The sequence below is a fragment of the Bacillus sp. F9_6S_D1_P_5 genome (assembly GCF_054823925.1).
The window spans coordinates 49,842-66,231 of record NZ_JBTREW010000012.1 but is presented as its reverse complement, the minus strand read 5'-3'; the positions used below and the strand labels follow the sequence as shown (position 1 = coordinate 66,231).

Annotated in this window: 23 protein-coding genes; 6 read left to right on the top strand and 17 right to left on the bottom strand. The window is 34.5% G+C overall.

What is annotated here, in order from left to right; genetic code table 11:
- Window positions 1-8: 8 nt before the first annotated feature.
- From ACUXEY_RS16140 to ACUXEY_RS16130, 3 genes are all read right to left on the bottom strand, one after another.
- Window positions 9-137 carry a hypothetical protein gene (locus ACUXEY_RS16140; RefSeq protein ID WP_257127602.1) on the bottom strand — a complete coding sequence of 43 codons (129 nt, stop codon included), beginning with the start codon at window positions 135-137 and terminating at the stop codon, window positions 9-11.
- 131 nt (window positions 138-268) lie between these two features.
- Entirely contained in the window at window positions 269-454 is a 186-nt protein-coding gene (locus tag ACUXEY_RS16135) for a hypothetical protein (protein WP_098903832.1), read from the bottom strand.
- Window positions 455-1,591, bottom strand: a complete 1,137-nt coding sequence (locus ACUXEY_RS16130) for an AimR family lysis-lysogeny pheromone receptor (protein ID WP_461301094.1) — start codon at window positions 1,589-1,591, stop codon at window positions 455-457. It abuts the gene before it with no gap.
- A gap of 454 nt (window positions 1,592-2,045) precedes the next feature.
- Here ACUXEY_RS16130 and ACUXEY_RS16125 point away from each other — a divergent pair, with 454 nt between their 5' ends.
- Window positions 2,046-2,390 carry a helix-turn-helix domain-containing protein gene (locus ACUXEY_RS16125; protein WP_098151060.1) on the top strand — a complete coding sequence of 115 codons (345 nt, stop codon included), beginning with the start codon at window positions 2,046-2,048 and terminating at the stop codon, window positions 2,388-2,390.
- A gap of 162 nt (window positions 2,391-2,552) precedes the next feature.
- Window positions 2,553-3,377, top strand: a complete 825-nt coding sequence (locus tag ACUXEY_RS16120) for a DUF5677 domain-containing protein (RefSeq protein WP_461301093.1) — start codon at window positions 2,553-2,555, stop codon at window positions 3,375-3,377.
- An 87-nt stretch (window positions 3,378-3,464) separates the two neighbouring features.
- Here the strand turns inward: ACUXEY_RS16120 and ACUXEY_RS16115 are convergent, their stop codons facing one another.
- On the bottom strand, window positions 3,465-3,656 hold the full coding sequence (locus ACUXEY_RS16115; RefSeq protein ID WP_461301092.1) for a hypothetical protein: 192 nt from the start codon (window positions 3,654-3,656) through the stop codon (window positions 3,465-3,467).
- Between the two features lie 17 nt (window positions 3,657-3,673).
- Complete coding sequence (locus ACUXEY_RS16110) at window positions 3,674-3,799, bottom strand: hypothetical protein (protein WP_461301091.1); 126 nt, start codon at window positions 3,797-3,799, stop codon at window positions 3,674-3,676.
- 202 nt (window positions 3,800-4,001) lie between these two features.
- Between ACUXEY_RS16110 and ACUXEY_RS16105 the strand changes: the two genes are divergently transcribed.
- The 3 genes from ACUXEY_RS16105 (at window position 4,002) to ACUXEY_RS16095 (ending at window position 6,690) form a co-directional block, all read left to right on the top strand.
- A complete protein-coding gene (locus ACUXEY_RS16105) occupies window positions 4,002-5,120 on the top strand; it encodes a site-specific integrase (RefSeq protein ID WP_461301090.1) in 1,119 nt (372 codons plus the stop codon).
- Between the two features lie 79 nt (window positions 5,121-5,199).
- A complete protein-coding gene (locus tag ACUXEY_RS16100) occupies window positions 5,200-5,514 on the top strand; it encodes a thioredoxin family protein (protein WP_001206934.1) in 315 nt (104 codons plus the stop codon).
- Between the two features lie 294 nt (window positions 5,515-5,808).
- Complete coding sequence (locus tag ACUXEY_RS16095; RefSeq protein ID WP_144611268.1) at window positions 5,809-6,690, top strand: cation diffusion facilitator family transporter; 882 nt, start codon at window positions 5,809-5,811, stop codon at window positions 6,688-6,690.
- Here the strand turns inward: ACUXEY_RS16095 and ACUXEY_RS16090 are convergent.
- The 5 genes from ACUXEY_RS16090 to ACUXEY_RS16070 all read right to left on the bottom strand — a co-directional run bounded on the left by ACUXEY_RS16090 (window position 6,680) and on the right by ACUXEY_RS16070 (window position 9,424).
- The gene (locus ACUXEY_RS16090) at window positions 6,680-7,315 is read right to left on the bottom strand and encodes a phosphatase PAP2 family protein (RefSeq protein WP_000833365.1); all 636 of its coding nucleotides are present in this window, start codon (window positions 7,313-7,315) and stop codon (window positions 6,680-6,682) included. The two genes, ACUXEY_RS16095 and ACUXEY_RS16090, sit on opposite strands and share 11 nt — an antisense overlap.
- Window positions 7,316-7,392: 77 nt before the next feature.
- Window positions 7,393-8,148, bottom strand: coding sequence for a sporulation protein (locus tag ACUXEY_RS16085; protein WP_461301089.1), 756 nt, complete (start codon window positions 8,146-8,148; stop codon window positions 7,393-7,395).
- Window positions 8,130-8,951: a serine/threonine protein kinase gene (locus ACUXEY_RS16080; protein WP_461301088.1), complete on the bottom strand. Its 822-nt coding sequence runs from the start codon at window positions 8,949-8,951 to the stop codon at window positions 8,130-8,132. The genes ACUXEY_RS16085 and ACUXEY_RS16080 overlap by 19 nt, the downstream gene beginning before the upstream one ends.
- Window positions 8,951-9,133, bottom strand: coding sequence for a hypothetical protein (locus ACUXEY_RS16075; RefSeq protein WP_000473368.1), 183 nt, complete (start codon window positions 9,131-9,133; stop codon window positions 8,951-8,953). The genes ACUXEY_RS16080 and ACUXEY_RS16075 overlap by 1 nt, the downstream gene beginning before the upstream one ends.
- Window positions 9,134-9,244: 111 nt before the next feature.
- Window positions 9,245-9,424: a YozD family protein gene (locus ACUXEY_RS16070; protein ID WP_000658451.1), complete on the bottom strand. Its 180-nt coding sequence runs from the start codon at window positions 9,422-9,424 to the stop codon at window positions 9,245-9,247.
- A 150-nt stretch (window positions 9,425-9,574) separates the two neighbouring features.
- On the opposite strand from ACUXEY_RS16070, the gene ACUXEY_RS16065 reads away from it, so the two are divergent.
- Window positions 9,575-9,742 carry a DUF3930 family protein gene (locus tag ACUXEY_RS16065; protein ID WP_461301087.1) on the top strand — a complete coding sequence of 56 codons (168 nt, stop codon included), beginning with the start codon at window positions 9,575-9,577 and terminating at the stop codon, window positions 9,740-9,742.
- 4 nt (window positions 9,743-9,746) lie between these two features.
- Here the strand turns inward: ACUXEY_RS16065 and ACUXEY_RS16060 are convergent, their stop codons facing one another.
- The 7 genes from ACUXEY_RS16060 to ACUXEY_RS16030 form a co-directional block, all read right to left on the bottom strand.
- Window positions 9,747-10,409: a hypothetical protein gene (locus tag ACUXEY_RS16060; RefSeq protein ID WP_000101496.1), complete on the bottom strand. Its 663-nt coding sequence runs from the start codon at window positions 10,407-10,409 to the stop codon at window positions 9,747-9,749.
- A gap of 188 nt (window positions 10,410-10,597) precedes the next feature.
- On the bottom strand, window positions 10,598-10,813 hold the full coding sequence (locus tag ACUXEY_RS16055; protein ID WP_000750725.1) for a YozE family protein: 216 nt from the start codon (window positions 10,811-10,813) through the stop codon (window positions 10,598-10,600).
- A 72-nt stretch (window positions 10,814-10,885) separates the two neighbouring features.
- Complete coding sequence (locus tag ACUXEY_RS16050; RefSeq protein WP_000995761.1) at window positions 10,886-11,158, bottom strand: YokU family protein; 273 nt, start codon at window positions 11,156-11,158, stop codon at window positions 10,886-10,888.
- On the bottom strand, window positions 11,155-12,576 hold the full coding sequence (gene kamA, locus ACUXEY_RS16045) for a lysine 2,3-aminomutase (RefSeq protein ID WP_087956366.1): 1,422 nt from the start codon (window positions 12,574-12,576) through the stop codon (window positions 11,155-11,157). The genes ACUXEY_RS16050 and kamA overlap by 4 nt, the downstream gene beginning before the upstream one ends.
- A 210-nt stretch (window positions 12,577-12,786) precedes the next feature.
- Complete coding sequence (rocR, locus tag ACUXEY_RS16040) at window positions 12,787-14,172, bottom strand: arginine utilization transcriptional regulator RocR (protein WP_166704297.1); 1,386 nt, start codon at window positions 14,170-14,172, stop codon at window positions 12,787-12,789.
- A 97-nt stretch (window positions 14,173-14,269) separates the two neighbouring features.
- Window positions 14,270-15,115: a putative beta-lysine N-acetyltransferase gene (gene ablB, locus ACUXEY_RS16035; RefSeq protein ID WP_461301086.1), complete on the bottom strand. Its 846-nt coding sequence runs from the start codon at window positions 15,113-15,115 to the stop codon at window positions 14,270-14,272.
- Entirely contained in the window at window positions 15,112-16,380 is a 1,269-nt protein-coding gene (locus ACUXEY_RS16030) for a peptidase (protein ID WP_429601423.1), read from the bottom strand. Before ACUXEY_RS16030 ends, ablB begins: the two co-directional genes overlap by 4 nt.
- Window positions 16,381-16,390: the final 10 nt, after the last annotated feature.

Below are 16,390 nucleotides of genomic sequence, written 5' to 3'. Positions count from 1 at the left end.
CATTTAGGCTAACAATCATTTTTTTCTTTTTTAATTATATCCGTAATATTTTCTACTTGTTCTTTTTGTTCAGCATCTTTTGTTAATACACCAACCTTCAACATTTCCCATAATGTATTCGCTAATACATTCCCCATAATTCTTCCCCCATATCTCCTTAAGTTTGTGAATTAAAACACAAACGTCATATTTTTAGACATTTTTCAAAAAATGTGACACCCTATAAAGTACGAAAGACGCTACAATTAAGTAGCGTCTTTTTTATAACTTATAGACCACCTGGGTCTACTTGCTGATATTGTACAGTAGGAGCTCTAAGCCCTCCTGGGTCCATTGCATAATGTTCTGATACTTTTTGGTCTTTTGTTTGGTGAACCTTAGTTAAATCAACTGAAGTTTGAAGTGCAAATCCTAGTGCGAGCGTACATAAAACTGTTGCAATAAACTTTTTCAATTAACTCACCATCTCTTTCATTATGGCTGCTTGGACAACCTTTATATAAAATATATTACCATTTTTAGCGAACTCTTCCAACGATTTATTCAAATATTCTTTATTTTTTTCCGGATATGCATAAGAGAGATAATACAGTTGAAATGGAGATAGTTTGTCATTGTCATTTTCTATCTTTTTAAGTATTCTTTTCGCTACTTCTCTATCACCATATTTCGCTTCATAAAAAGCTACATCCGCTTCCTCAATACACGAAAAATCAATTTTATCTAAATTGAAACCAAATTCTATATAAATAAATGCTAATGTAGTTTTAAAAGCCTTGTATTTTCGTGTTTGTTGGAAAGAAGGTATACCCTCTAGATTATTGATTGCCTTTAAAATGTACTGTTCTGCTTTTAGAACGTCTGTGAATATATACGATTCACCCAAACAACATAAAGCAGTCGCTTTAATGAATTGTAAATCTAAGTCTGATTGTAATATCTCATTACAAACAGTTCGGCTCTGTTCAACATTACTATTTAGTAATTCTACATATGCTAAGCGCTCAAAATAATGCATCTGTAAATAATCATGTATTAACGAGTTTTTTATTTTAGGCAATAGCCCTTTTGTTTTATTGGCATGTGGAATCATAGCACTATAGTTCGCAGAATCATACATACAAATCGTTAACAACATTTCGATTAGAGTTTTGCATTCTGCATCCCTTGAAACATTAAAATCATAGACCATATTTTCTAATTCCCGACCACGCGCTTCATTCTGATTTCTTTTATTAAACAATTCATAAATTACAATGTATTTTTTCAAATCTTCATTTTCTTTGTGTTTTCTTACTAGAAAATGAAGAACGTCATATTCACCTGATGCTTGGCAGTAACAAAGTGCTTTTCTTATATTAAGATCACTTGTGCATTTCATAATAAAGGTTTTTATTTTCATTCTAATTTCTTTAGGATTTGTATACATTTTCTTCATTAACTTAATAAAAGCTTCTAATTTCATTTCATGGTTCTTGTGAAGGCCATTCCAAAGTGTAGTTCGGCTAATATCGATTTCCGCAGCTAATTTTCGAATGCTCAAATTGTTAGAATTGATTGTTTCCAATACTTCATTCATTAACTTCTTCATTCTGTTCCTCCTAGTAGAACCAAAAGACAATTCACCTTTCTCAACATGGATTAAATTTATATTCATTTCCCTTGAACATCTTTGTGATATAATCGAGGTGTTACATGCGTAACCAAATAAAGACTTATGGCAGATGTTCCCTTTGTGAGTTGGGTGAACGATGTAAGAGTGCTTCCACCACTACTTACATACGCTGTGAGTCTTTTTTTGTTCTTATTATTCTTTAAAATCAGTTTATCACAAGATTTAGAATCTTCATTCCATTTATAGTCAATTCGTGTTGAGAAAGTTTTTTTCGAAAAGTCCATTTTTTCACTAAGAATATTTTACCATCACAAGAACATTTGTTCTAGTATTTTCGAAATTTTTATCATATTACGTGTCAATTATTATTATATAGACAAATTTCATGACATGTATAGTCTAAAAATTCACATGAATTTATACTGAAATTATGAATACATTTGGAGAAAATTTAAAAAAGTTTAGAGCAAGTCGTTCTCTTACTCAATCAGAATTCGGTGAAAAGGTGCAATTAAGTCGTAGCCAAGTTGGTAATTTAGAAATTAACTATAACCAGCCTGATCTCGACACACTCGATCGCATCGCAACATATTTAGGTGTTTCTGTCGATGTGTTAATGGGTAGAAACACTTCACCACATGAAAAGAACATAGCAAATGCCCTCGATGAAATTCAAACGGTTTTCGCAGGCCTGGATGAATCTCAACGAGAGCAATTCTGTAAACAACTCGTTTTATATGCAAAGTTTCTTAAAAATCATAACGAGCTATTATGAATCGATTGTAGTAGAAATTTTTCCCAATCGCAACGGTGAAAATTTACATGTTTTTACCAACTAAAAAAGAGAGCGTTATGCTCTCTTTTTTAATTCTACATAAATTATATTATCAAATATATTAATACCCTTCTTATATAACAAGGGTTTAAGGAGATAACTATGGAAGAAAACTTACAAAATTTAAAAAAGAGTATAGCTTTTGCAGAAAACATACTTAGTGATTTAACACAGTATAGCGACTTAAAACTAGAGCACAAAATAGTGATTTCACTTTATAGACAATTGTTAGAACAAACTTGTGGTGGATATACTTTAGCAGTTAATAAATTAGGTGGACCTTTAAAAATAATGGAGAGATCTGCTTTTGAAACATACTTAGCCCTAAAATACATCTTGCAAGAAGAAAAATCAATACAGGAAAGAGCCTATAGTTATTACGTTGGTTTCTTGAAAAATATACAAACAGAAACATACGATTGGGCGAAATACCCTTCAGTAGATGCTTCACTTAAAGAAGATATTGAAAGAGATATGAGACATATTTCATTTATTTTAGATAATACAATCTTAAAGGAAGCTCTAAATGAATGGGATAATAAACGAGAAAAAATTAATAAAAAACGAAAAAAAGGGCAAGAAATTAATCCTAAATGGCATTCATTATTCAATGGTCCACCAAGCATAAACCAACTAGCATTGCAATTAATGACAAAAGACCCATTAATATCTACATATTACAGCTCTTTATCTAAAGAAGCGCATGGATATAATTCGTTAAAAGACACAAATTACCTTCGATTAATTGATCAGCCACTTTCACTTAAACCAATTACATACGACATTCATCCAACTGATACGTCACCAATAAGAGGGCTTTGCACAGGAGGATTAGCTGAAATTATTGTCTATTTAAGTCCAAAACATATTGATGATTACTTGAAATTCATGGAAGAAATTGGAGTAGATACAGAGATAGACTTTTAAAAACCAAAATAATTAAATTATCATGGTGAAAAAATACAAATCTTACAACAAAAGCACAGTGGAATAACTACTGTGCTTTTTCTCTTTTTATATCCCTGTTCCTGGGTCTTTCATGTATCCTCCACCTGGATTTGGATCATACATGCCCATTCCACCACCAGGATCCTTTTCATAACCAGCACCGCCACCGCCTGGATCATAAGATAACGGACTTCCACCTGCACCACCTGGATCAGAAATTACTCTCCATCCTCCAAGGTCTTTTATGTAGATATTCATTTCGTTTCCCCCCTTTGTTATACACCAGTTCCTGGGTCTAGACTTACTTTCCATCCTGTACCTGGTTCTTCATTGTGTCTCCAGCCACCACCGCCTGGATCAGTTACTCTGTGACCACCAGGATCCTTTGTGAAATCTCCCATGTTCTTCCCTCCCTTTATCCAAATCTACTAATATTCTACTATTATTTAACATCGACTGACAAACATATCCTATAACTGAATTTGTTCATATATGGTAAAATGTATCCATCGCTGATATGTCCAACTATGTAATTTTCATAGCAGCAAAATTACAACTAGACTTACACAACATGAATCAATATGAGATGAAGGAGTGTATACAGTGAAGGGACATATTCGAAAAAGAGGAACAAAGTGGTCAATAATTATTGATATCGGGCCTGATCCAGAGACAGGGAAACGAAGACAAAAATGGTTTTCTGGGTATAAAACAAAAAAAGAAGCGCAAGCCGACATGGCTAAAAGAATAGTAGAAATAGAAGAAGGCTCATATATTGAGCCCACAAAAATGAGAGTACGTGAATTTTTCCTTCAATATCTTGAAGCCAGGAAGATAAATTTACGAGAAACCACGTACTACAACTATCGAAAACATATTAACAATCATATTATACCAAAACTCGGTAACATTCCAATGCAAAAATTAAAAGGTGTGGATCTCGAAAAATTTTATGCTGATTTATCTGAAGGCATGAAGCCCGTTACAGTTCGAAGCATTCACCAAATTGTTCGTACAGCTTTAGCGTATGCCGTACGCCATGAAATTGTAAAAAGAAATGTGGCTGACGTAATTAGCCCTCCTACTGCTGGTGCCGATGCTAAAACGGTAAATACATGGACAGAGGAAGAAGTTCTTCGTTTTTTAGAACATGCTAAAGAAAGTCGTTATTATATTGCTTACCTTCTTGCAATTACATGCGGAATGCGTAAAGGTGAAATCTTAGGGCTCCAATGGAAGGATATTGATTTTGAGAGAAGAACTCTATCAGTTAATCGTTCCCTCTCTCATATCACCAAAGAATTTCATGAACCTAAGACATCTTCAGGAAAAAGATTAATTGTTCTGCCTGAAATTACTTTGCAGGCTCTTCAAGAACACCGACTGAAGATAAATGAAGAAAAAGCACGGTATGGAGATGGATATAATAATTATGATTTAGTTTGTCCAACCTATAATGGTAACCCCTGCAATTTCAGAAGTTTGACACAGCTCTGGAAAAAGCTTATAAAGAAATGTGGGGTTCCTGATATTCGTTTCCACGATCTACGGCATACCCATGCGACATTAATGTTGAAACAGGGTATTCACCCGAAAATCGTAAGTGAACGATTAGGACATAAAAAAGTAGGTATCACATTGGACACCTACTCACATGTCGTACCAGGCCTACAAGAAAAAGCAGTCGAAGATTTTGCAAACAACCTATTTCAAAAACACTAATGTTTGCAAAATGTTTGCAATCGCGGATTTTGCATAAAAATACTAGCTTATCCGTGTGACATTGAGAGGAGCCAAAAACATGAGAGAAATCAAGTCTGACAAGGAATTCAAAGACATCATCGCAAGTGAGGAGCCAGTAGTTGTTAAGTTCTTTACTACATGGTGCCCAGATTGCGTACGTATGGACAACTTTATTGGAGATGTAATGGAAGAGTTCAATAAGTTTGAATGGTATTCTATTAATAAAGATGAGTTCCCAAGTATCGCTGAAGAGTATCAAGTAATGGGTATTCCAAGTTTACTTGTATATCAAAATGGCGAAAAGCTAGGTCACTTACATAGTGCTAACGCAAAAACTGAAGAGCAAGTTACTGAGTTTTTAGAAGCATACTAAGATTAAAACCCTCTGAAAAATATTTTCTAGAGGGTTTTTATTTTTCCCAATCACCTTTGAGCGGTGTAGTATACGAATTCATCATAATACATGTATCCTTTCACCTATCCCTCGATCAAAATCGCGTTCACATCCGAACTTTGCACTTTACAACATATTTTTCCTTCACGAAACTTTGTTATCCCCTTCTTAAAAAGCTAAAAAACGTCAACAATGTTTGTATAGACCCACACGAGTTTCGTTTGATACTCTATTTATAGAAAGAAATTCCTTGTGGAAAGGTGAGTGATTAAATTGGATACTCTTTCTCATAAAGAAGCTGATAAAGGTGCGATTGTCAGCATTATGGCCTACATATTTTTATCCTCTATGAAAATTATCATCAGTTATATTACCCTCTCTAGCGCATTACGTGCTGACGGTTTAAATAACTTAACGGATATCGGTGCTTCTTTAGCAATATTAATTGGTCTAAAAATTTCTCGTAAACCTCGTGACCCAGATCATCCTTATGGGCATTCGCGCGCAGAACAAATTGCATCACTTGTTGCTTCTTTTATTATGGCAACGGTCGGATTAGAAGTTGTTATTAGTGCCATTCAATCTTTTTTAAATCCGAAACAAGCAGCGCCTAATGTACTTGCAGCATGGGTAGCCTTATTTTCTGCTGTCGTTATGTACTTTGTGTATTTGTATACGAAAAAGATTGCAGCACGAACAAAAAGTAAATCATTAGAAGCCGCTGCAAAGGATAATTTATCAGATGCTCTCGTAAGTATTGGTACAGTAGTAGGTATTGTCGGTTCACAGTTCCAAATGCCTATTTTAGACCCTATTGCCGCTTTAATTGTCGGTCTTATTATTTGTAAAACTGCATGGGAAATTTTCGTAGAAGCTTCACATATGTTAACGGATGGAATCGATCCAGATAAGATGGAAGAGTACGCTGATGCGATTGAACATATTGGTGGCGTGGAAAACATCGTAGATATTCGCGCTCGTATGTACGGGAATCAAACGTACGTCGATATTACAATTGAGGTAGATGCTCGTATGGATGTTGGTGAAAGTCATTGTATTACTGACAACATCGAGGCTATGCTTCGGAAAAAGTTTGGCATTTACCATGCACACATTCATGTTGAACCAATGGAAAAAGAACCTATTATGACATAGGTTCTTTTTTAATGAACGTTTTATGAAATATAACACATAAAACGAGCCAGCTACCGCCAGCTGCCCATCCTGCTAATATGTCAGATGGATAGTGAACGCCAAGATATATTCGGCTAACTGAAATAGATAATACAACAAAGCTCGCTATAAAAATAATCAACAATTTTTTATGCAATGTAATACGTTCTTCTGTAATTGTAACGTATGCAATAAATCCTAAAAAAGCAGTAGCATTCATCGTATGACCGCTCGGAAAACTATATCCAGTTGCCGTAACAAGCTGCGTTACATCCGGTCTTGCTCGTTCGTACCATAGTTTAAGCATACTATTTAAATAACGAGATCCATAATAATTAATTGTTAGAAGTAATGCACTAAGCAATTTTTTTCTAACGAGAAAATACATTACAAGAATGATGAGTAACGGAAAATATATTCTTTTGGAACCGATAAAAGACACCCAAGTAAAATAGGCTGTCAAGTAATCGTTTCGAAAACTTTGAATAAAATGTGCGACTATATTGTCAAATTTCTCAATACAAGCGGTATGATACGAAAGTGATAATACGACAAAACAAATGAGTAGCGTAAAACTTAACAAGTATAAATGTCGATATCGTTTCACATACATAACCTCACTATGCAAAAAAATGGAGCGGTTGTTTTAGTTTTCCTCTCCATTTCTTTTTTATGCATAGTTTATTAAAAAATATAATTGTTAATTTTTTCTTTCATCGCTGGAATATCTTCATTCGTTACTGTAAAGCGAATCACTTTCTCGTCAAGATCAAGTGCTTCTGCAAATAAACCTGCTAATCCGCGAGATTTTCTATCTACTTCCATAATAATCTCTAGACGATCATAAGCGCTTGGTAAGATTAATAATTCTAGTTCATCTAATTTCCCATAATACTCTCCGGAAACCGGAACAAACTCAAATTCTTGTGCGAATGGAACCTGCTTACGTAATCGATACGGTAACTCTTCACATTCTATATGACGCGCTTTAAAACCTAATTGATTTACACTCTCTAATACACTATTTAATAGTGCATTTGGCAACACTTGAATGTAATCACGATCACTCGGATCTATACTGCGTTTAATATCAAGGCCCGTATGCACCCAAACTGTTTTCATTCCAAGAGTAAGCGGCGTTTCAACTGGCATTTTAAATGAAAATGGAATTTCTCTTTTTTCATTCGGCTCAACAGAAAAAGGTTCTGTTAAACGAACTCGCTCTAAATCATATGTTGCTGTTACTTTTTTATCATCCACTTCACGTACATACGATGTTGATAACGTTAAGTAAATGCTTTCAATTTGTTGGCTAACTGAACCACCAGTTATATGAACCTTCCCGTGTATCTCTTCTCCAACAATATACTCATCTTTTTCAAGAACAGTATCTACTTTTGCATTACCAATACCAACGCTTGCTAAAAACTTTTGAAACATGGATCCTCCATCCTTTCTAAAGCGAAAGCTACATCTTTTTTTAAATCTTGTACATTCTCATAGTACGGCGTTTTTATTTGTAACATGCGCATAAGCATTTCACGGTTACAATTTTCCAAAGTTAATTCGTCATACCATGGCTTTTCATGTTTTTCATTAGATTCATAGCCTGCATATAATAAAAATAATGAAAAATGACCGAGCGCATAAAAATCGCTACGAAAGTGAACTTCTCGCATCAAAGCTTGTTCACCTTCATAAGTTGTAGCTCGTTCATCACCCTCACCATTCAATTTAGCCAATCCAAAATCAATAATACTAATTTTGTTTTCTTTCATTAATATATTTGGAATGCGTAAATCTCGGTGAATAATACCTTCACTATGAAACACCGATACAATTTCTAATATTTCATATAAAATTTTTAAAACTTCACGTTCTGTATATACATGCCCATCTAAGAAAATAAAATCTTCGAAATTTTTACCAGGCATATATTCCATCACAAAAAAGCTTTTTTTCTCCCATACGAAATGATCATATAAACTAGGAATTGCATGATGATTTAATGTTTGTAAAATCATTTTCTCTTGTTCAAATGATTTTCTCCCAGACTCATATCTTTGTTTACTTTGTCTTAATTGTTTTAAGACTTTATATCTATTTATTTGTAAGTCATTAACGACATATGTAACCCCATAACTACCCATTCCAATTACTGATTCAATTTTATAACGTTCTGCAACGATTGTATTTTTTCGTAGTGGTCTATCAAATAAAGCTAGTATACGACGCCATTTCATCAGCTACTTGAAAAGAAGCTACGGCTTTTACGCTTTCTTTTATAATGCTGATGCCCATAACCAGATGAACGTCGTTTATAATCGCTACTTGAATAAGAGCGACCTCTATGGCGATAATCACTACTAGAATACGAACGATGTTTTTTCTTTCCTAATAAAGAATCAATAATTTTTTTGAACATCCCTTCACCTCTTGAGTAAAATTTTCTTTTAATTATACCAATAATTTCCGACTTCATTTGTGACAAGTTTGTAAAGAGTAAAAAAACGACGAGTTAAGCCCGTCGTTACTTTCACTCATCCTCTTCATCAAACACTTCATCGATCATACATTTCTCTAATAAATACTCGAATGTAATGTCTGCGAGATCTTCAATTTCTTCTCGTTTTGGGACGTATCCTCTTTCAATTAGTTGCTCATAAAAAAACTCCGCAATCTCTTCCGTATCAATTACGACTTCAATTTCCTTCATGAGCATCACTCCTTTATTTCTGTTTTATGAAAAAATCTCAAAAATATGTATATGAGATTAGAAAAATAGTTTTTCTTTTTTTATAGGTTATATCCTTTGGACGAGATACATACGATGGTAGTACAAGCTATCAAAAAGGGGGATTTTATTATGGACTACCAATATAAGGAAAATCAAGAAGTAGGGCAAACAAAAGAAGAGTTCATGCATGAAGATCAATGGGCAGACTCTCTTATTAAATGGCTTTTTATTTTTTTAATAATTGTAGGCATACCTTATACTGCATATGTTGTTGTTCAATTCATTCTCTCTTTCTAGTTAACTATTTTTTCTCTGTCAATTTAACTAAATAATTATGAACAACATCCATAACAATTTTGTACTCTTCATCTTTAAATGTATCGAATAACAATTGATAATCGTTATATATATCAAGTAATCCATCAATGATTTCTTGACGATTTGTCTTAACACTCACTTTTTTTGAGTTGTTAATTGACTTTAATTTTCCTAAATCTAATTTATTCATACCAGCTTTATCTTGTTTCATTTTCTTCAAAATAGCATTTGCCGTTTGAGCATTGGCAAGTAACGTTAAATCTGACTCATCCGCTTCTAACCATTCACCATCCGTAATTCGTGACAATTCGTATATTGTATCTTCCCATGCGTCATTTTTATATCTCCATACTTCTGTACGAAAACCAACTATTCGAAACACATCTTTATCGTATCCAGTTACTTGCACGAGATCACCAAATGTGAAATTATAATTTAATTCAATCCACTCAGTTTCACCTTTTTTCATATCTTGCTCTGAAACGTGCTGCAACGTTTGCTCTACGTAAAATCCATCGTGATTATTGACTTCATATACGTAAACTCCATCTAAAACCTTCATATTTGTGATTTTACCAACGGTTCCATATAGCGTAATCACGACTATGTCCCCTACGTTATATTTAGGTTGCTTTTTCCTTGCCATCTATATCTCTCCTTTTTTTGACGTCGTGATTTTGATAACAGTATATGCAACCTACATAAAAACGCTTATCACAGAAGCGTATATTCATAAATTTTTTCAATAAAAAATATCACCATATGAAAATTTATTTACAACGTAAAAAAAGCTAGCAAATAAACTAGCTTCTCATCAAAAATTCCATATAGTTTTTATCTCTCTTGTATGTATAAATCCCAAGCTTCATCAAATATAGACATACTTTCTAGCATTCCGCTTAATTCTAAGTATGAACTAATTTCATCATAGTCTTCAGATTGCTTCGGAAAACTTAAATCATCATACATTGCCTCTGCTAAATTCGAAATTTCATTACTAAATAAAGCTGCACGATGCTTCATCATATAGTGGTAAAATGTCTTTTTCAAAAATATTCCCTACCTTTCTAACTTGGGTACATTATACAAGGCAAAAAAGAAAAAAACCAGCATAAAAGCTGGTTAAAAGTCGAAATAATTTCTTTTTAATAAACGTGGTCTTCCCATTAATTCTTCATATGTTAGTTGTTTTGGTAAATCTTTCGTATAAATTAGAAACAATTGATCTTCTATTTCTTTCACTGTTTGATCTGCTTGATAGTCCATACCACATGAGGAACAAGAAATACATGGTGTCTCTTGGATTTCAATGGCTTTCGTACCATCTGGTAATTCCCAATATACAGTATTCAAGCTTTCTTTCGCTTCTGTACTGTCACACCACATACAATTCATACTGCATCACCCTCAGTTTTTTTGTCATTTTCTTCCAATTTAGCCATTTGTGCTTGATATTTTTTATCTTTTAATTGGTCACGCTTATCACGTTTATCTTTTAATGATGCATGCGTTTCATTATCTTCATAGTCTTTACGACGGCTCATACGCTGTAAGTCGTCTGGAACAAGGTTAAATTTCTTATCACTCATAAGGCCTGCGATACCAACATCTGAACGTTTTTCTTCGTAGTTCGGATAGATTTCTTTAAAGTACCCTTCTGCTCTTCCAGGAATGTAGCTTTCTGGCTCTGGATACGTTGTAATAACACCTTCAAAGTTACGAAGTACAACTTTATCTGCACTTTGTGAGATTAAATAGTTTGGCTGAAGTGCAATCTTACCGCCTCCTCCTGGTGCATCAACAACGAATGTTGGTACTGCATAACCAGACGTATGTCCGCGTAAACCTTCAATAATTTCAAGACCTTTAGATACTGGTGCACGGAAGTGACCAATACCTTCAGATAAATCACATTGATAAATGTAGTATGGACGTACACGGATTTTTACTAAGTCATGCATAAGTTTCTTCATAATTGGCACGCTGTCGTTAATACCAGCTAAAATTACTGCTTGGTTTCCGACTGGAACACCAGCGTTCGCTAACATTTCACATGCCTTTTTCGACTCTTCAGTAATTTCAATAGAAGTATTGAAATGTGTATTTAACCATACTGGATGGTATTTTTTAATAATGTTACATAAGTTTTCTGTAATACGTTGCGGGAATACTACTGGCGCTCTCGTTCCGATACGAATAATCTCGACATGCGGAATCTCTCGTAAATTTTTTAATACATATTCTAAAATTTTATCGTTAATAAGAAGACCGTCACCACCAGAGATTAATACATCTCGTACTTGTGGTGTATCACGAATGTAAGCAATTGCATCATCTAATTGTTTCTTCGGCACACCCATTCCAATTTGTCCACTAAAACGACGGCGTGTACAGTAACGACAATACATAGAACATTGATTCGTTACTAAGAATAATACACGGTCAGGATAACGATGTGTTAAGCCTGGAACTGGTGAATCTTCATCTTCATGAAGCGGATCTTCTAAATCATATTTTGTTTTATATAACTCTTCCGAAATCGGTACAGATTGCATCCGAATCGGACAGCGTGGATCATCAGGATTCATTAGCCAAGCATAGTACGGTGTAATATTTAACGGGATCGTTTTTGTTGAAATTTTAACGCCTTCTTCTTCTTCAGGTGTTAAATTAATCACTTTCTTTAAATCATCCAAAGTTTTGATCGTATTCGTTAATTGCCAAACCCAATCATTCCATTGTTCTTCAGTAACATCCTTCCACAACTCGATATCCTTCCAGTGACGATTTGGTTTGTATACATCATGTAACATTGCTATTCCCCCTTTTTATACGCTCATTCTTTATATAAGCAATAGTTATGCCAACTTTACTTTATTGATAAGTAAATGTACGGAGAACCCTATTGCATAAGCGAAAAAATATTTTTGAGCACTGTATGAAATCCATACATACTATCATATTCATTACTTTTTATATATGTAAACGCTCTTTTATTGGTGCAAACACACAAAAACCGCCAATTATTCGGCGGTTTTGTCGTACTTACTCAGTTTATATTGAAGCGTCTGACGAGGGATACCTAACATTTTTGCAGCTTGTAATATATTCCCTTCCGTTTCAATTAACGCTTGATCTATTAATTCTTTTTCCGTTTGATGAAGTGCTTCTCTAAGTGGCAATATACTCTTCTTCTTCGGAAGATTCTCTTTCCGAAATGTACGTGGTAAACAATTGGCTGTTAACGTATTCCCTTCTGCAATTATGACAGCATGTTCAATTGTATGTTTTAGTTCCCGAACATTTCCAGGCCATTGGTAAGCTTGTAATCTTTCTTCCGCTTCCTTATCCATTTGAAGTACACCTTTTTTATAACTTTTATTATATTCTTTCAAAAAATAAGACGCTAATAATAATACATCCTCAGTTCTTTCACGAAGCGGCGGAATATATAATGAAAAGACATTTAATCGATAGTATAAATCAGTGCGAATTTTATTCTCTTTTAAACATATTTCTGGAGGCTGATTCATTGCGGTAATAACGCGAACATCTACTTTTCTCGTCTTATTATCACCAATACGACGAATAACACCATCTTCTAATACACGTAGCATTTTCGCTTGTAAATCGAGCGGCATTGAATTCAGTTCATCTAAAAACAATGTCCCTCCATCTACAAGTTCAAATAATCCCGCTCGTTCAATTGCCCCAGTATAGCTACCTTTCGTTGTTCCAAACAATAAACTTTCTAATAGAGACTCTGGCAAAGCTGCACAGTTTTGTGCAATAAACGGCTTGTTCTTCCGTTTAGAAGCTTCATGAATCGCTTGTACAAATAACTCTTTCCCCGTTCCTGTTTCCCCATATATTAAAACATTCGCATCAGTTGGGGCTACTTTTTGTGCTAATTCTTTCGTCTGTTTAAACCTTGCATCATTCGTCACGATCGTCTCAAATGCAACATGCTTTTTGATCGCTTTTTTTCTAGATGACCGCTTTATTTTCGACTGCAAATCAACTATTGTATCCGTAAGCTTTTGTACTGTAGAATAATCTTTTGCAATTTCAACAGCTCCAGCAATATTTCCATCTATAAAAATAGGTAACGTCGTATTTACTGTACAAATGTCTTCTCCATTTAAATTTTGATAATGCTGCACTTGATGAACGATTGGTTTTTTTGTATCTAAAACTTTCATCAATGTACTTGTTTCCCTAGATAAAGAAGGGAACGCTTCTAACAAATGTTTACCTAACACTTTTTCAATTTTTGATCCATCGTGTTTTGCAGCTACAGTATTATAGAAAATTGTAATACCATTTTCATCTACTGCGTGTATAGCCTCATCAATACTGCCCAAAATCGCTTCAATGACTTCTTGTGTCGAAACTGCTAGCAATGTCATCCCCCCTCTTGCCGAAAATTCAGCAAATATCGTGCCGAATTTTCGGCATACCTATGTGCGATTATAAGCATGACGATTCCGTTCTATTTTCACCGTACTATTTAGACAAATCTTTCACCCATATATTCATATCTTCTAACTTATCAAAAATGTAGCAATTGTTCGCCAGTCGCCCTGAATACGTATAACCTAACTGATGAAAAGCCGCATTCATTCCGAAAGAAAGCGATCGAGCAATTGTATAAGAGCAGAAAATCGATTTTTCTTGCAGTTCTTCTTCTAACTTAATTAATAAGCTTTTCATAAACCCATGTTTACGATATTCGGGCAAAGTAGCACAATTCGTTAATTCTGCATTTCCTTCTTTTATATTCATTTCTGCAGATGCTGTACTAATTATTTTCCCCTCGAATTCATACACATAGTAAATTGTATCGTCTTCTTTCATCGTTTGTTTTACATAACTCGCTTCGTTTAAAGGAGTCGGATACACTTCAAATACTTTCCCAAATACAGTTGCTAATTCTTCTGCATCCTCTTCTGTCGCTTTTCTTAATAGAAATTTCTCTGGGACTATTTTTTCCTTTACTTCTTTTGCTTTTACACCTTTTAAAATAGTATCTTCCTCAGCCCAATGAATACTATTTCGTCTTTCATCATTATTAAATTTCACGAAGAAGTATGCGTCGTGACCTTGGAAATAATGTGGTATCGTTGCTTCCAATAAAAAACCGAAAGAGAGCCATGTTGAAACATGCTCTCCCTTTCCTTTAACAATACATTTAGTGAAAGAATGTTTCTCTGCTAATTCATCAATTGTTTGGATAATCCTCTCAATATTTCCTGTGTAGTGGTCTACTCGAATACGTTTATTAAAATAGTCCAAAACGCCTTCTACTGTATAGCCGTTCGTCTGCTCTCTAAAAGATTCATAGTATTTCATTTTTTCACCTCACACCAATCTAGTAATGTACATGCAATAATTTTTGCGGCAGCGATCATTTTATCAACTTCTATATATTCGTTTGGATAATGTGCTACTTTCGTTTCTCCTGGGCCAAATACTATCGTTGGTACACCTGCGATTTGTGTAAACAAACCTCCATCAGTCCCCCAAGGCGATGCTTCAATAATCGGTTTGTTCCCTTCGATTTCAACAAAGTTTCGCTCGAGTGTTGTTATTAACTCATGATTTTCTTCTAGTTCACCAGGAACCCATCTCGCACCAAACCATTCTACTTCTACAGGATTTTCAACAAACCAATTGTCCACATCATTTAATTCAGCGATCCAATTCTCAAACTCTTCTTTTGCCGCCTCTATAGTCTCATTCGGCGCAATACCGCATCTTCCTTCTAAAATTAACGAATCAGGAACAGAACTTGGCCAGCTTCCACCTTCAATTTTCCCAATATTAATTGGAATTGGAATCGGGATTCCTTTAAATAACGGGTCTGTAATTCGGTCATTTCTCTTCTGTTCTAGCTTTCTCAAATGTTCTACAACAAACATACTTTTTTCAATTGCACTTACCCCTTCATAACGTGTTCCACCGTGTGCTGCTTTTCCTTTCACATGTAGACGAAACCACATAGACCCTTGTTGTTTCGGGAAAAACTTCATATTTGTTGGTTCTGGAATAATAACACCATCCGCTTTATATCCTCGTAATATAGTCGCTAATGTTCCTGCCCCTCCGCTTTCTTCTTCTATTACACTTTGAAAATAAATATCTCCTTTTAATTCAATACGAGATTCAATAATCGCTTCCATCGCAAGCATAAGTGCGACATTGCCGCCTTTCATATCCGTTGTCCCACGGCCATATATACGATTTCCTATTTTCTCACCACTATAAGGATGATGGTCCCACTGATTCACATCTCCTTCTGGTACAACATCAATATGCCCATTTAATATCATAGATTTCCCGTCGCCGCTTCCTTTTAAAGTTGCTACAATGTTCGGGCTATCTGAAAAACTTGTACGCGGTGATACAAAATATGGATGATCTTTCATTTTAGAAAATGAAGGCTCCCAAATATCAAGTTCTAAACCTAACTCACGTAATTTTTCAATTACAATTGCTTGCGCACCACTTTCATCACCAGATACGCTCTTTTCTTGAATTAATCGTTTTAAAAATTTTACGCTTTCCTCTTCATGACTCTCAATGTAATCACAAATTTGTTTTTTTAATTGCTCCATATATTGCATC

Excerpts from the sequence above, each read along its gene's own strand:
- ACUXEY_RS16125 (WP_098151060.1), top strand. The coding sequence starts at position 2,046 with ATGAATACATTTGGAGAAAATTTAAAAAAGTTTAGAGCAAGTCGTTCT.
- kamA (WP_087956366.1), bottom strand. The coding sequence starts at position 12,576 with ATGTTACATGATGTATACAAACCAAATCGTCACTGGAAGGATATCGAG.
- ACUXEY_RS16080 (WP_461301088.1), bottom strand. The coding sequence starts at position 8,951 with ATGAAATGGCGTCGTATACTAGCTTTATTTGATAGACCACTACGAAAA.
- ACUXEY_RS16075 (WP_000473368.1), bottom strand. The coding sequence starts at position 9,133 with ATGTTCAAAAAAATTATTGATTCTTTATTAGGAAAGAAAAAACATCGT.
- ACUXEY_RS16100 (WP_001206934.1), top strand. The coding sequence starts at position 5,200 with ATGAGAGAAATCAAGTCTGACAAGGAATTCAAAGACATCATCGCAAGT.
- ACUXEY_RS16060 (WP_000101496.1), bottom strand. The coding sequence starts at position 10,409 with ATGGCAAGGAAAAAGCAACCTAAATATAACGTAGGGGACATAGTCGTG.
- ACUXEY_RS16085 (WP_461301089.1), bottom strand. The coding sequence starts at position 8,148 with ATGTTTCAAAAGTTTTTAGCAAGCGTTGGTATTGGTAATGCAAAAGTA.
- ACUXEY_RS16050 (WP_000995761.1), bottom strand. The coding sequence starts at position 11,158 with ATGAATTGTATGTGGTGTGACAGTACAGAAGCGAAAGAAAGCTTGAAT.
- rocR (WP_166704297.1), bottom strand. The coding sequence starts at position 14,172 with ATGACATTGCTAGCAGTTTCGACACAAGAAGTCATTGAAGCGATTTTG.
- ablB (WP_461301086.1), bottom strand. The coding sequence starts at position 15,115 with ATGAAATACTATGAATCTTTTAGAGAGCAGACGAACGGCTATACAGTA.
- ACUXEY_RS16110 (WP_461301091.1), bottom strand. The coding sequence starts at position 3,799 with ATGGGAGATTTCACAAAGGATCCTGGTGGTCACAGAGTAACTGATCCA.
- ACUXEY_RS16065 (WP_461301087.1), top strand. The coding sequence starts at position 9,575 with ATGGACTACCAATATAAGGAAAATCAAGAAGTAGGGCAAACAAAAGAA.
- ACUXEY_RS16030 (WP_429601423.1), bottom strand. The coding sequence starts at position 16,380 with ATGGAGCAATTAAAAAAACAAATTTGTGATTACATTGAGAGTCATGAA.
- ACUXEY_RS16070 (WP_000658451.1), bottom strand. The coding sequence starts at position 9,424 with ATGAAGGAAATTGAAGTCGTAATTGATACGGAAGAGATTGCGGAGTTT.
- ACUXEY_RS16140 (WP_257127602.1), bottom strand. The coding sequence starts at position 137 with ATGGGGAATGTATTAGCGAATACATTATGGGAAATGTTGAAGGTTGGT.
- ACUXEY_RS16120 (WP_461301093.1), top strand. The coding sequence starts at position 2,553 with ATGGAAGAAAACTTACAAAATTTAAAAAAGAGTATAGCTTTTGCAGAA.
- ACUXEY_RS16115 (WP_461301092.1), bottom strand. The coding sequence starts at position 3,656 with ATGAATATCTACATAAAAGACCTTGGAGGATGGAGAGTAATTTCTGAT.
- ACUXEY_RS16130 (WP_461301094.1), bottom strand. The coding sequence starts at position 1,591 with ATGAAGAAGTTAATGAATGAAGTATTGGAAACAATCAATTCTAACAAT.